Annotated in this window: 15 protein-coding genes; 13 read left to right on the top strand and 2 right to left on the bottom strand. The window is 69.1% G+C overall.

From position 1 onward, the window contains the following. Window positions 1-9 precede the first annotated feature (9 nt). Both IEX18_RS14025 and IEX18_RS14020 read right to left on the bottom strand, forming a co-directional pair. Window positions 10-147 (bottom strand): hypothetical protein, encoded by a 138-nt coding sequence (locus IEX18_RS14025; RefSeq protein WP_188659341.1) that lies wholly within the window; start codon window positions 145-147, stop codon window positions 10-12. 48 nt (window positions 148-195) lie between these two features. Next, window positions 196-1,008, bottom strand: coding sequence for a response regulator (locus tag IEX18_RS14020; protein ID WP_188659340.1), 813 nt, complete (start codon window positions 1,006-1,008; stop codon window positions 196-198). A 262-nt stretch (window positions 1,009-1,270) separates the two neighbouring features. On the opposite strand from IEX18_RS14020, the gene IEX18_RS14015 reads away from it, so the two are divergent. The 13 genes from IEX18_RS14015 (at window position 1,271) to uvrC (ending at window position 12,661) form a co-directional block, all read left to right on the top strand. Then, window positions 1,271-1,438 (top strand): NepR family anti-sigma factor, encoded by a 168-nt coding sequence (locus IEX18_RS14015; RefSeq protein WP_188659339.1) that lies wholly within the window; start codon window positions 1,271-1,273, stop codon window positions 1,436-1,438. Window positions 1,439-1,448: 10 nt separating this feature from the next. Beyond that, complete coding sequence (locus IEX18_RS14010) at window positions 1,449-3,053, top strand: sensor histidine kinase (protein ID WP_188659338.1); 1,605 nt, start codon at window positions 1,449-1,451, stop codon at window positions 3,051-3,053. A gap of 270 nt (window positions 3,054-3,323) precedes the next feature. After that, window positions 3,324-3,458, top strand: coding sequence for an entericidin A/B family lipoprotein (locus IEX18_RS14005; protein WP_188659337.1), 135 nt, complete (start codon window positions 3,324-3,326; stop codon window positions 3,456-3,458). 135 nt (window positions 3,459-3,593) lie between these two features. Next, complete coding sequence (locus IEX18_RS14000; protein ID WP_229664573.1) at window positions 3,594-6,734, top strand: intermembrane phospholipid transport YdbH family protein; 3,141 nt, start codon at window positions 3,594-3,596, stop codon at window positions 6,732-6,734. Then, entirely contained in the window at window positions 6,731-6,928 is a 198-nt protein-coding gene (locus IEX18_RS13995) for a YnbE family lipoprotein (protein ID WP_229664572.1), read from the top strand. The genes IEX18_RS14000 and IEX18_RS13995 overlap by 4 nt, the downstream gene beginning before the upstream one ends. Next, a complete protein-coding gene (locus tag IEX18_RS13990) occupies window positions 6,928-7,308 on the top strand; it encodes a YdbL family probable chaperone protein (protein WP_188659336.1) in 381 nt (126 codons plus the stop codon). The genes IEX18_RS13995 and IEX18_RS13990 overlap by 1 nt, the downstream gene beginning before the upstream one ends. A gap of 182 nt (window positions 7,309-7,490) precedes the next feature. Next, window positions 7,491-7,808 carry an AtpZ/AtpI family protein gene (locus tag IEX18_RS13985; protein WP_188659335.1) on the top strand — a complete coding sequence of 106 codons (318 nt, stop codon included), beginning with the start codon at window positions 7,491-7,493 and terminating at the stop codon, window positions 7,806-7,808. A gap of 68 nt (window positions 7,809-7,876) precedes the next feature. Continuing rightward, complete coding sequence (locus IEX18_RS13980) at window positions 7,877-8,635, top strand: F0F1 ATP synthase subunit A (RefSeq protein WP_188659466.1); 759 nt, start codon at window positions 7,877-7,879, stop codon at window positions 8,633-8,635. A gap of 41 nt (window positions 8,636-8,676) precedes the next feature. Then, window positions 8,677-8,904 (top strand): F0F1 ATP synthase subunit C, encoded by a 228-nt coding sequence (locus IEX18_RS13975; RefSeq protein ID WP_007406947.1) that lies wholly within the window; start codon window positions 8,677-8,679, stop codon window positions 8,902-8,904. Between the two features lie 70 nt (window positions 8,905-8,974). After that, on the top strand, window positions 8,975-9,469 hold the full coding sequence (locus IEX18_RS13970) for a F0F1 ATP synthase subunit B family protein (RefSeq protein WP_188659334.1): 495 nt from the start codon (window positions 8,975-8,977) through the stop codon (window positions 9,467-9,469). Further along, on the top strand, window positions 9,462-10,106 hold the full coding sequence (locus IEX18_RS13965; protein ID WP_229664571.1) for a F0F1 ATP synthase subunit B: 645 nt from the start codon (window positions 9,462-9,464) through the stop codon (window positions 10,104-10,106). Before IEX18_RS13970 ends, IEX18_RS13965 begins: the two co-directional genes overlap by 8 nt. A 79-nt stretch (window positions 10,107-10,185) precedes the next feature. Then, window positions 10,186-10,506 carry a DMT family transporter gene (locus tag IEX18_RS13960; RefSeq protein WP_188659333.1) on the top strand — a complete coding sequence of 107 codons (321 nt, stop codon included), beginning with the start codon at window positions 10,186-10,188 and terminating at the stop codon, window positions 10,504-10,506. A 235-nt stretch (window positions 10,507-10,741) separates the two neighbouring features. After that, a complete protein-coding gene (gene uvrC / locus IEX18_RS13955) occupies window positions 10,742-12,661 on the top strand; it encodes an excinuclease ABC subunit UvrC (protein WP_188659332.1) in 1,920 nt (639 codons plus the stop codon). The last annotated feature ends 40 nt before the right edge of the window (window positions 12,662-12,701 follow it).

The following is a 12,701-nucleotide window of genomic DNA, read 5'->3' as shown; positions in this document are numbered from 1 at the left end:
CGATCGCCCTCACCGGAAGACCATCACCGCGAAAATGATGATGATCAGCGCCAGCGAGATCGGCAGGATGTAGCGCGTCATATGCGGGGTCGACCCCGCCCGGGCCTCCTGGCCCGAGATATGAACGCCTTCGTCATTGTCAGCCATGGGCGTACAACCTTCCGCGATCGTTTTGGGTCCGCAACTTTTTGCCGGTCACTCCGCCGCGGCGACCGGCGCGGTGGACTGGTCGAAGAACAGCGCCTGGCTGATCGCCGCCTTGACGGTCGAGCGCTGGAACGGCTTGGTGATGAGGAAGGTCGGCTCCGGGCGCTCGCCGGTCAGCAGGCGCTCGGGGAAGGCGGTGATGAAGATCACCGGCACCTCGAATTCGGCCAGGATGTCCTTGACGGCGTCGATGCCCGAGCTGTCGTCGGCGAGCTGGATGTCGGCGAGGACGAGGCCGGGGCGATCCTCCATCGCCAGCCCGACCGCTTCGTCGCGGGTCACGGCGACGCCGGTCACGTCATGGCCGAGATCGCGGACGATCGACTCGATGTCCATCGCGATGATCGGCTCGTCCTCGATGATCAGGACGCGCGCCCGGGTCTGCTTTTCGATCTCGGCCAGCGCCTCGGCGACGAGGGCATCGACCTCGCTCGGCTCGACGTCGATCAGATAGGCGGCGTCTTCCGGCGTGAAGCCCTCCATCGCCGTCAGCAGCAGCGCCTGGCGCGACAACGGGGTCATCCGGGCGAGACGTGCACGGGTCACCGCCTCGGCGCCCTGCAATTCGCTGCCGAGATGATCCTCCATCTCGTCGTAATTGGCCGAGTTCCAGATGCCCTGGAACATGCGGTAGAGGCCGAGCCGCGGATCGACGTCGCGGGGGAACTGGTCGGGTGCGGCGACGATCGCCTCGAGCGTGGCGCGAACATAGCGGTCGCCGTGGCTCTGGCTGCCGGTCAAAGCGCGTCCGTAGCGCCGCAGGAATGGAAGATGCGGTGCGAGTTGCTGACCAAGCGACATGAGCGATGGATACTCCCTGAGTGACGACCACCCCCGATTAACGCTGGGGACGGGACGCAATGCAACGCGAAAACACAGCCGCCGGCTCCCCGCGAGCCGCGCCTAAAAATCGCATCTGACCGGGGAACCATCGAGACCATATTTGGTTTCATCGGACATATTCGCGTCGCACCTGCGCAAGCAGCGGGTTGTGCGGTTGCGTCCATCATGTAGGCGCCGTCCGCGCATTCTGGACGCGGCTCCAAGGGGGAAGACGGGTAGATTGGGTCAGGACACGAACAGGAAGGCCGCCACCACCAAGCGCTCGCCCGGCAAGGGCGAGACCGGAAAGGAAGGCGATGTCGGCAATGCGCTCCGCTCGGTCTATCAGAAAGCCGTCGACGAGGCGGTGCCTGACGATCTTCTCGATCTTCTCGGCAAGTTGAAATAGACGGCGGGCCATGCCCGCTTCCGAAGACGCCTCGCCCAAAGCTGCCGACACGCCGACCGACCGCGCGGCGACCTCGCGCTTTTCCGCTTTGGGCAGGCTGCCGACCGGCGCCAAGCTGTTCCTAATCCTCAGCGGCGCGCTGTTGCCGCTCGCGCTCATCGCCGTCATCGCGACGCTTCAGACGACGCGCCTCGCCGATGCCGAGGCGCGCTCCCGGCTGCGCATCGCCGCCAACGAGAGCGCGCGGGCTATCCGTACCGAGCTGTCCGGCGACACCACCGCGCTGCGCGTCGCGCTCGATGCGCTCGGCAGCGACCCTGCGGATCTGCCCAGCTGCGCGCGGGCACAAGGCGTCTTCGCCCAGCAATCGTCCGCCGGGGCCCGCTTCGAGATCGCCGACCGGCAGGGACGCCTGCTCTGCGGCGAGGAGCTGCCGCCGGGTCCGCGCGCCCAGCCGGGTGAGGGCGTACGCGCCGCGATCGTCGAGGGGCAGGGGGTGCTGCTGACCCTGGCCGGCGATCGTTCGAAGGTCAGTGCGACGGCCTTCTTCCCGCAAAGCTTCCTGCGCGAGCTGGGGCGCCCCGCCAGTCGCGCCACGCCGTTTTCCTCCTCGCTCATCCTGGAGGACGAGGCGTTGCCGCTGGAGCCGGCGCCGGAGGGCGGAGTTCCCGTGCGGCGTGAGATGGTGGAGACGGATCTCGGCATCGCCGGGCTGGGCCTGCGTACCACGGTGAGCAGCGCGCCGGTCACCTCGTCGCTGGTCGTCGCGTTGCTGCTGCCGATGGTGATGTGGGCGGCCGCCGCGGGGATCGCCTGGTTCGTCGTCGACCGGCTGCTGCTGCGCCCGCTGCGCCAGCTGCGCACCAGCGTCGCGGCCTTCACGCCCGGCGAGGTGATCGATTCGCGCACCACCAGCCTGCCGTCGCAGGAGATCCGGGCACTCGGCGAGACCTTCCGCGCGATCAGCGAGACGGTGGCGACGCACGAGGCGGGGCTGGCGGAGGGACTCCGCCGCCAGACCAAGCTCACCCGGGAGGTGCACCACCGGGTCAAGAACAACCTTCAGGTCATCTCCAGCCTGATCGCCTTCCATGCCCGCGGCGCACAAAGCCCGGACGCGACCGCGGCCTATGCCTCGATCCAGCGACGGGTGGACGCGCTGGCGGTCGTCCACCGCCACCATTTCGCCGAGATGGAGGAGCATCGCGGATTGAACCTACGCACGATGATCGGCGAACTGTCATCGAACATCCGCGCGACCGCGTCCGACCAGCGCCAGTCGATCGGCCTCACGCTGGATGTCGACGCCTTCCTGGTCAACCAGGACGTCGCCGTCGCGCTCGCCTTCCTCGTCACCGAGACGATCGAGCTGGCGGCGAGCTGCGATCCGGCGGCGCAGATCCGGGTCTCGGTCAAGCCCGGGGCCGACGAGGGCAGGGCGGTGCTGCGCGTCGTGTCGCGGGCGCTGACCGACGGCGATGCGCTCCAGACCTTGTCCAGCACTCGCTATGGCCGGGTCATGGAAGGGCTGTCGCGACAGCTCCGCTCGAAGCTCCATCACGACCCGCTCACCGGCGCCTACGAGATCGCCTTCGCCGTAACCGGCCGCGACTGAAAAAATCTGCTTCGAGTGGAGAAAAGTTGGGAACTCCGGATCGGGAGGGTGGTTATGCAATGCGGATCGCGACCTTATGCCCCCCCGCTCTCGCGATCCACGACATAGGCCCGAAGGCGTCCACCCCCTCCCCCCCCCGGTGACGTTTTCGGGCCTTAATCGTGTCCGGCGCAGATTGCCGTCGAGGCGGTGCCGATCGTGCGGCTAGCGGAACGATTATTCCCCCGGATCATTGCGATGGGCGGCAGTTCCGCCGTCAGGAGAATAGCAATGCGTAAGTTGGTTGGACTGGCGCTCGTCGCCGGCGTCATGCTGGTCTCGGCCTGCAACACCGTCGAGGGCGTGGGCCGCGACGTGAGTTCGGCCGGCAATACCGTCGCCAAGACCGCCGACGACGCCAAGTAAGCGCCGGAGATATTCGCAACGGGCTTCCGCACGGCCGCTGCGGGAGCCCGTTCGTGCATCCCGCGCCGTCCATTGCGGCCGACCGGCGGGCCATCTACAAGCCGGGCTACGCGGTAGACGGGAGTGAACACGGGCGTGCAGGAGATCGAGGGCGCGCCCGCCGCACCGACCCCACGCAGCTTCCGCCCTAAGCGCCGCTACATCGCGCTGATGGTGGCGGTGTCGATCGGAGCCCTGGCCTGGATCGAACGGCGGCCGATCGCGACCCGGGTGATCGATGCGCGCGTCCTGCCCGCGGACCTGCCGATCCGCTACACGCTGACCGAACTGGAGCCGGGTCACCAGCGGCTGGAAAATGTCGTGATCGGCGATCCCGCGGCGCCCGACCTGGTCGCCGACTGGATCGAGACCCGCACCGGCCTGGGCCTGACCGGACCCTGGCTGAAATCGCTCGAAGTGGGTCGCGTCAAGATCAGCGGCCGCATCGTGGACGGACGTCTGTCGCTCGGCACGCTCGACCGGCTGATCCCGAGGGGCGGGGGCGGGGGGCCGGTGCTGCCGTCGCTGGACCTGACACTGGCGCGCGGCGAGCTGCGACTGACGACCCCCTGGGGTCCGGTGCTGCTCGCGGCGGCAGGGCAGGGTCGCCTCGATGACGGCTTTGCCGGGCCGCTCGCACTGGTTGCACCGCGCCTCTCCGTGCCGGGCTGCGATCTGGCCGGCGTGCGCGCAGCGCTGCGGGTGACCAGCCAAGGACGGGATCGGGTGGCGCTGACCGGGCCGACCCGGGTCGGGACCCTGGCGTGCGGTGAGGCCCGCATCGCGGCGCTGCGCGCGGACATCGCCTCGCAACTGCTGCTCGGCCAAGACCGTGGATCCACTCTGGCGGCGCGGCTGGCAAGCGGCCCGGTCCAGATCCCGGGCCTGCGCGCAGATGGGGCGGATGGCGTGGTGCAGCTCGATCATGGCGGCGGCACCGCCTTTGCCGGTCCGGTCGATCTCACCGCCACCGGCGTGAGCGCGCAGGGCGTCAGCGCCCGGCGCGCGCGTCTCGACGGGCGGCTACGCGTCACGCCGGACGGCACCGGCTTCGATGGGCGTGTCGCGGTCGGCGGTGCCGACCTGCGCGCGCGTCTGCCGCGATGGCCGGTTGTCGCGGGGACGCCGGTGGCGCCGCTCCTCGCCAGGCTCGACCGCGCGCTCGGCGCTGCGGCGGGCGACCTGTCGGGAGAGGCGAGGGTCTCGGTAAAATCCGGTCCGCAAACTATGCTGCGCATCCAGTCCGCCGCGCTCTTCGCGTCCAGCGGCGCGCGTTTGGCGGTCGACGGCCGACCGGCCGTGACCTGGCGTGACGGAGCGGTGCGCAACCTCGCCGCGACGGTCAGCGCCGGTGGGGGAGGGCTGCCGGACCTTTCCGCCTCGCTGACCCGTCGCGGCGGGACGATCGAGGGATCGGTGGCCGTCGGGCCTTACGCCGCCGGCGATGCAAGGCTCGCGCTATCGCCGGTGACGGTGTCGTGGCGACCCTCGGGCGCGCTGCGGCTGGCGACACGGGTCTCGCTCGATGGCCCGATCGGCGATGGACGGATCGAGGGTCTCGCCATGCCGCTGGTCGTGACCCGGAGCGCGGATGGCGGTTTCGCGATCGATCCCGGCTGCACGCCCGTCGCGTTTCGGCGGCTGGCGATCAGCGGCCTGACGCTCGACCCCGCACGCCTGCGCCTGTGCGCGACCGGCTCCGCGCTGGTCGCCAGCGGCCCCGGCGGCGTGAGCGGCGGCGCCCGACTGGCCGCCACCCGCCTGACCGGCAGGCTCGGCGCGACGCCGCTCGACGTCGCGATGCGCGGCGGCCTGGTTCGGCTCGGAGATCGAGGCTTCGCCCTGGAGGACGTCGCGGCCACTCTTGGCACCGGTGCGGCCGCCACCCGCCTCGCCGCGGCGCAGATCGACGGACGGCTCGCCGACGGAGCCGTCGCCGGGCGGTTCGCCGGCGCGGGCGGGCGTATCGGCACGGTCCCGCTGCTCCTGTCCGCCGCCGCCGGAGACTGGCGGTTCGATCGCGGCGCGCTGTCGCTGCAAGGCCGCGCTACCGTTGCCGATGCAGACCCCACCCCGCGCTTCCGCGCGCTCGACGCGCGGGATATCGCTTTCACCCTCAAGGGCAGCCGGATCGCGGTGGCGGGCGCGCTCTACGAGCCGACCACCGCAACGCGCGTCGCCGCCGTCACGATCGGCCATGATCTGCCCTCGGGGTCAGGGCGTGCCGATATCGCCGTGCCCGCGATCACCTTCCTCGACGGATTCCAGCCCGAGCTGCTGACCCCGCTCACCTTCGGAGTCGTCGCCGATGTGCGCGGAACGATCGACGGCGCCGGCAGGATCGACTGGAGTCCGGCGGGCGTCACCAGCCGCGGCGAGTTCGGGACGAAGGGGATCGACCTCGCCGCCGCCTTCGGCCCAGCCACCGGCATCGCGGGCCGCGTGCGGTTCGACGACCTGCTTGGTCTCCACACCCCGCCGCACCAGGTCGCGCGCGTCGCCAGCGTCAACCCCGGCATCGCGGTGGAGAACGGCACCGTCCGCTACCAGCTGCTCGGCGGCACCCAGGTGCAGGTGGAGGGGGCCGCATGGCCCTTTGCCGGCGGCGCGCTGACGCTCGATCCGTCGCTGCTCGACTTCGACGCGCAGCGGGCGCGGCGGCTGACCTTCCATGTCGCGGGCGCGCGGGCGGACCAGTTCCTCCAGCAGTTCGACTTCGACAATCTCAACGCCACCGGCACGTTCGACGGAACGCTGCCGATGATCTTCGACCAGGCCGGCGGACGGATCGAGAATGGCAGCCTCGTCGTGCGGCCGGGCGGGGGCACGATCGCCTATGTCGGCGCGCTCGGGCAGGAGCAGCTGGGCATCTGGGGCAATCTCGCCTTCCAGGCGCTGCGCTCGCTGCGCTATCGCAGCCTCGCCCTCACCCTCAACGGGCCGCTGGCGGGCGAGATGGTGACCGATGTGCGCTTCGCCGGGGTCAGCCAGGGGCAGGGGGCGAAGAGCAATTTCCTCATCCGCCGCCTCCAGCGGCTGCCGTTCGTCTTCAACGTGCGCATCCGTGCGCCGTTTCGCGGCCTGATCGATTCGGCTGCCAGTTTCTACGATCCGCGGCGCCTCATCCAGCGCAACCTGCCCGCGCTGCTCGAGGAGCAGAACCGCCGCACCGCTCCGCCTGACCAGCCCGCACCCGCCACCCCCATTCAGCCCCCCGCAAGCGAGACCGTGCGATGAACCGTTCCATGTTGACGACGATGCGAAGGATGACGATCTGTTCGGCGGGCCTGCTGGCCGGTGGCTGCGTCAACATCACCGCGCCGGACAAACCCATCGAGATCAACCTGAACATCAATGTCACGCAGGAAGTGGTGTACCGCCTCGACAGTGAGGCCAAGTCGCTGATCCAGCAGAACCCGGGGATTTTCTGATGAACCGCAAGGCCCTTATCCTGACCGCCGCCGCGTTCGGCCTCGCCGGCCTGTCGGTCGCCGCCTGGGCGCAGCGCGACCCGGCCTATGCCGCGGCGCGCTCTGCGGGGCAGGTGGGCGAGCAGCCGGACGGCTATCTCGGCATCGTCGGCACCGCCACGCCCGAGCTGCGGGCGCTGGTCAACAACATCAACATCCAGCGCAAGGCCGCCTATACGCAAAAGGCGGCCGCGAGCGGCGCGACGGTGGAGCAGCTCGCCTTCACCAGCGGCTGCAACCTGATCGCGCAGACCCAGGCGGGCGAGAAGTATCGCGACCCGTCGGGCAACTGGCAGACCCGCGGCGGCGGTGCCCCCACCCGCGACCCGCGCTGCGTGTAGCCGATCTTTCCCTGAGCGGGGATGGAGCGTCTTCATGCCCTACACTCCGCATTAACACAGCTGTCACAAGGCGCGGTTGACTTGGCCGGCCCCCCTTTCTAAAGCGACGGCGCCTTGGCGGGGTCGCTCGCCGCACTTGCGTGTTTCCCCCGCTTCAACATGGTTTTGGCAGGGGATGGCGCGTGGCGGATGACGGTTCCGGGCAGGACTTCCACGACGCGGAGGATCCGCGGCTGGCCGCGCTCGATGAGCGCTTGCGCCAGGCGCGGGCGGCCGAAGCGGCGCGGAGCGGGGTGAAACAGGACGGGGGCCGGGGCTATGCCCAGGGCAACCGCGTGATCGCCGCCCTGATCGGAAGTCTTGTTGGCAGCGCGCTGATCGGCTGGCTTATCGACCGCTGGTTCGGCACGACGCCCTGGGGATTGATCGTGATGCTGTTCCTCGGAATAGCCGTCGCGTTCAGGCAGATCATTCGTATCGGAAACGAGCGCCCGGAGTGATCCGAGCGCTTTTTCGTAATCTGGAGCGTGACACAGTGGCGGCAGCGGAAGGCGGCAAGATCGACCCGATGCACCAATTCCTGATCGAGCCGGTGGGCGGCTCGCATTGGGTGGTGGGCGGATACGACCTGTCCTTCACGAACTCGGCGCTGTGGATGGTCGTGACGCTGGTCGCGCTGTGGCTGTTCATGCTGGGCGGCATGAAGCGCGAACTGGTGCCGGGACGCTGGCAGGCGGCGGTGGAGGGCTTCACCGGCTTCGTCTCGTCGATGCTGACCTCGAACGTCGGGCCCGCGGGCAAGCGGTTCGTGCCCTATGTCTTCTCGCTCTTCATGTTCATCCTGTTCGCCAACATCCTGGGATTGCTGCCCTTCGGCGTCGTGCCGGGTGTCCATCCCTTTACCGTGACCAGCCATCTGACGGTCACCGGCGTGCTGGCGATCATCTCCTTCGCGATCGTGCTGATCGTCGGCTTCGGCAAGCACGGCTTCCACTTCTTCTCGCTCTTCGTGCCGCACGGCACCCCGCCGCTGATGATCCCGCTGATCTTCGTGGTCGAGCTGATGAGCTTCCTCGTGCGCCCCTTCAGCCTCGGCCTGCGTCTGTTCGTCGCGATGACCGCCGGGCATATCCTGCTGAAGGTGTTGGCCGCGTTCGTGATCAACGGCATCAACATGGGTCCGGGCTATGCCGCGCTCATCACGCTGCCCAGCTTCCTGCTGATGATCGGCATCACGCTCCTCGAGCTGCTCGTCGCCGCCATCCAGGCCTATGTGTTCGCGCTGCTGACGTCGGTCTATCTGAACGACGCCGTGAACCTGCACTGAGTTTTCGCAACCAACCTTGTTTCTGAACTGGAGTGATTGAAATGGACGCAGAAGCCGCAAAGCTGATCGGTGCCGGCCTCGCCGCGATCGGCATGGGCATCGCCTCGCTCGGCGTGGGCAACGTGTTCGCCAAGTTCCTCGAGGGCGCGCTGCGCAATCCGGGTGCGGCGGACAGCCAGCAGGGCCGCCTGTTCATCGGTTTCGCGGGCGCCGAGCTGCTCGGCCTGCTCGCCTTCGTGACGATGATCATCCTGGTCTTCGTCGCCTGATCCCTGTCGGCGCCGGCCCGGGCAGCACCCGCTGTCCGATCGGCGCCCTAGGGTTCCCCAGAGGACTCTGATGCCCCAGATATCCCAGATCGCCGCCACCTATGCGTCGCAGATCTTCTGGCTGCTGATCACCTTCGGCCTGCTCTACTTCGTGGTGGGCCGCGGGATGGTGCCGAAGATCGTGGCCACCGTCGATGCGCGCGAGGCGCGGGTCGAGGGTGATCTCGCCGCGGCCGAAGCGGCGCGTCTCGAGGCCGACCGCACCGAAGAGGCGTGGCGGGCCGACATGGACGCGGCGCGGACTGCGGCGCTGGCCGAGACCAACGCGGCCAAGGCGCAGGCAGCCCAGTCCGCCGAGGCGCAGGTCAAGGCGGCCGATGCCGAACTGGCCGAGCGTCTGGGGCATCACGATCTGGCCATCGCCAATGCCAAGGCAGAGGCGCTGGCGAGCCTGGAGACGGTCGCCGCCGAGGCGGCGCGCGATCTGGTCGCCAAGCTGTCCGGCGTCGACGTGACGGTCGATCAGGCCGCCCATGCGGTCCGGGAGGTGCGCGCTCATGGCTAACCCGACCGTGCAGGCCGATGCGGCTGTCGCCGACAATCTGGCCGACGCGGCCTCCGCCACCCCGATGACCGAGCGCGACATGCGCGGCGGTGACGGGCTGGAGGGACATGTGACCGCGCCGGGCGGGACGGAGCATGTCGCCGAGGCGAAGGCGTTGGGCTTCGACACCACCGGTTGGGTCGCGATCGCGGCGTTGGTCGTGCTGATCCTGATGCTGGTCAAGCGCGTGCCCGCGACGATCGGCGCGATGCTCGACACCCGCATCGCCGCGATCCGCAGCCAGCTCGACGAGGCCGCCAAGCTGCGCGCCGAGGCGGAGACGCTGCGCGCCGAATATGCCGCCAAGGCCAAGTCGGCCGAAGCCGAGGCCGCCACCATCCGCGCCCATGCGCATCAGGAAGCGCACGCGATCGTCGTCAAGGCGAAGGCGGATGCCGAGGCGCTGATGGACCGTCGTGCGCGGATGGCGGAGGACAAGATCGCCGCCGCCGAGCGCGCCGCTCTGGCCGAGGTCCGCGCCCGCGCTGCCGAGGCGGCGGCCAAGGCTGCCGGGCTGCTGATCGCGGAGCATCACAATGCCGATGCCGACCGTCGCATGGTCGATTCGGCGATCGCGGGACTCGGCCGCCCCAATTAATCTCTTCCGGCCGGTCCGCCTCTTTCCGGGTTTCCGGCGGCCCCGCCTCTGACAGTCCGAGCCCGTGGGAGTTTCGCCCATGTCGTGGCTCGTCCTCGCCATCGCCGTCGTCACCGAGATCTGCTGGGCGCTCAGCCTGAAATGGGCGGCCACGGCCGCGACATGGCAGGCATCGACGGTACCGATCGTCCTCAGCTTCGTGAACATGGGCCTGCTCGCGCTCGCCATGCGCGGCATCCCGGCGGGGACCGCCTATGCGGTGTGGACCGGGCTGGGCGCGGTGGGCGTGATCATCGGCAGCGTCATCGTCTTCGGCGACCGCGTTCCGCCGGCGCAGGCGGCGTTCATGGCGCTGACCGTGGTGGGGGTGGTGGGGACGAAGCTCTTCGCGACGGGGTGACGCTGTGGGACATGGGAGGTGACTTTCCGTTCTCGTCATCCCCGCGAAGGCGGGGATCCATATTCTCTGACCTTTGCGAGTAATGCGGAACACTCCCGCGCGTCTGGATCCCCGCCTTCGCGGGGATGACGGGGGAGAGAGGTCCTAAGTCTGCCGGCCAGACCGCCCGCCCGGCATCAAACTCCCCCCGCAAACCCTAGCCGTCCCCCCCGCGACTCCCTAAATTCTCCGCACGATGCCGCCATCCACCACCGACCGTTTCAACGAAGAGCACGCGACCTACACGATCCGCGGCACCGACACGCCCGATCTGGAGGCGGGGGTCGCCGCGATCCGTAATGTGCTGAAGACGCTGCCCCAGCGTTCCGGTGTCTATCGGATGCAGGATGCGCGGGGCGAGGTGCTGTATGTCGGCAAGGCGCGCTCGCTGCGCCAGCGGGTCGCCAATTACACGCAGATCAAGGCGCTGCCCAAGCGGCTCCAGCGCATGGTCGCGCAGACCCGGTCGATGACCATCGTCACCACCAACAACGAGGCGGAGGCGCTGCTGCTCGAGGCGCAGCTGATCAAGCGCTACCGCCCGGCGTACAACGTGCTGCTGCGCGACGACAAAAGCTTCCCCTTCATCCTGCTGCGCGCCGATACCGATTTCCCGCGCGTCCAGAAGCATCGCGGCGCCCGTCGTGCGCCGGGCAACTATTACGGCCCCTTCGCCAGTGCCGGCAACGTCAACAACACGCTGAACGCGCTCCAGAAGCTGTTCCTGCTTCGCTCCTGCACCGACGGCTTCTTCAAGACGCGCGACCGGCCTTGCCTGCTCTACCAGATCAAGCGCTGCTCGGCCCCGTGCGTCGGGCGGATCGACAAGACGGGCTATGCCGAACTCGTCGAGGACGCCAAGACCTTCCTCGCCGGCAAGTCCACGCAGGTGCAGGCGAAGCTGGGCGCACAGATGCAGGCCGCCGCGGAGGCGATGGACTTCGAGCTGGCCGCGCTGCTGCGTGACCGGCTGCGCGCGCTCACCTTCGTGCAGGGGACGCAGGCGATCAATGCGGAGGGGGTTGGGGACGCCGACGTCTTCGCGCTCGCCTGCAAGGACGGGGTGATCGGCATCCAGGCCTTCTTCATTCGCGGCGGCCAGAACTGGGGCCATCGCAGCTTCTTCCCCGCGCACACCGCCGATGTGCCGGAGGACGAGGTGATGACGAGCTTCCTCACCCAGTTCTACGAGGAGGTGCCGCCCGCCCGGCAGATCCTGCTCGACCGCGACCTGCCGGAGGGCGAGTTGCTGGGCCAGGCGCTGGGCGAGGCGGCGGGCTACAAGGTCGCGCTGTCGGTGCCGCAGCGGGGCGACCGGCGGCGGCTGATGGAGCAGGCCAAGCGCAACGCGGTCGAGGCGCTCGAGCGCCGTCTGGCGGAGTCGACCACGCAGGCGAAGCTGCTGCGCGAGGTCGCCGACCTGTTCGAGCTGCCCGAGCCGCCCGACCGGATCGAGGTCTATGACAACAGCCATATTCAAGGCACCAACGCGCTCGGTGCGCTGATCGTCGCCGGGCCGGAGGGCTTCCGCAAGGGACAGTATCGCAAGTTCAACATCAAGGGGAACGAGGCGGCGACCAACGACGATTTCGGCATGATGCGCGAGGTGTTCCGCCGCCGCTTCGCCCGCCAGCTGGAGGAAGCGCCGGACCGCGACGACGGCACCTGGCCCGATCTGGTGCTGATCGACGGCGGCCGCGGCCAGCTCAATGCAGCCAAGGCGGTGCTGGAGGATCTGGGGATCGAGGATGTCTGCTTGGTCGGCGTCGCCAAGGGGCCGCATCACGGCCGCGAGGGGCGCGAGGTGTTTCACCTGATGGACGGGCGCGAGTTCCAGCTGCCGGTCAATGCGCCGGTGCTCTTCTACCTCCAGCGGCTGCGCGACGAGGTCCACCGTTTCGTGATCGGCGCGCATCGTGAGAAGCGGGCCAAGGCGATCGGTGCCAGTCCGCTGGACGAGGTGCCCGGCATCGGCCCGGCTCGCAAGAAGGCGCTGCTGATGCACTTCGGCACTGCGCGGGCGGTACGGAATGCGAGCCTCGACGATCTCAAGAAGGCGCCGGGCGTGTCGGCGGGCGTCGCCCAGCAGGTCTACGACTTCTACCACGCACGCTGACCGGGGCGTGCAGGGGCGCCGGGATGCCCTGTATCTGCAC

The sequence above is a fragment of the Sphingomonas metalli genome, from assembly GCF_014641735.1.
Lineage (GTDB): Bacteria > Pseudomonadota > Alphaproteobacteria > Sphingomonadales > Sphingomonadaceae > Sphingomonas > Sphingomonas metalli.
Note: the sequence above shows the minus strand (reverse complement) of the source record. Positions and strands in the feature narration are given on the sequence as shown.

What these genes read in the sequence shown, in the direction of transcription:
- IEX18_RS14025 (WP_188659341.1), bottom strand. Translation starts at nt 147, where the DNA reads ATGGCTGACAATGACGAAGGCGTTCATATCTCGGGCCAGGAGGCCCGG.
- IEX18_RS14020 (WP_188659340.1), bottom strand. Translation starts at nt 1,008, where the DNA reads ATGTCGCTTGGTCAGCAACTCGCACCGCATCTTCCATTCCTGCGGCGC.
- IEX18_RS14010 (WP_188659338.1), top strand. Translation starts at nt 1,449, where the DNA reads ATGCCCGCTTCCGAAGACGCCTCGCCCAAAGCTGCCGACACGCCGACC.
- IEX18_RS14005 (WP_188659337.1), top strand. Translation starts at nt 3,324, where the DNA reads ATGCGTAAGTTGGTTGGACTGGCGCTCGTCGCCGGCGTCATGCTGGTC.
- IEX18_RS13995 (WP_229664572.1), top strand. Translation starts at nt 6,731, where the DNA reads ATGAACCGTTCCATGTTGACGACGATGCGAAGGATGACGATCTGTTCG.
- IEX18_RS13990 (WP_188659336.1), top strand. Translation starts at nt 6,928, where the DNA reads ATGAACCGCAAGGCCCTTATCCTGACCGCCGCCGCGTTCGGCCTCGCC.
- IEX18_RS13980 (WP_188659466.1), top strand. Translation starts at nt 7,877, where the DNA reads ATGCACCAATTCCTGATCGAGCCGGTGGGCGGCTCGCATTGGGTGGTG.
- IEX18_RS13975 (WP_007406947.1), top strand. Translation starts at nt 8,677, where the DNA reads ATGGACGCAGAAGCCGCAAAGCTGATCGGTGCCGGCCTCGCCGCGATC.
- IEX18_RS13970 (WP_188659334.1), top strand. Translation starts at nt 8,975, where the DNA reads ATGCCCCAGATATCCCAGATCGCCGCCACCTATGCGTCGCAGATCTTC.
- IEX18_RS13965 (WP_229664571.1), top strand. Translation starts at nt 9,462, where the DNA reads ATGGCTAACCCGACCGTGCAGGCCGATGCGGCTGTCGCCGACAATCTG.
- IEX18_RS13960 (WP_188659333.1), top strand. Translation starts at nt 10,186, where the DNA reads ATGTCGTGGCTCGTCCTCGCCATCGCCGTCGTCACCGAGATCTGCTGG.
- uvrC (WP_188659332.1), top strand. Translation starts at nt 10,742, where the DNA reads ATGCCGCCATCCACCACCGACCGTTTCAACGAAGAGCACGCGACCTAC.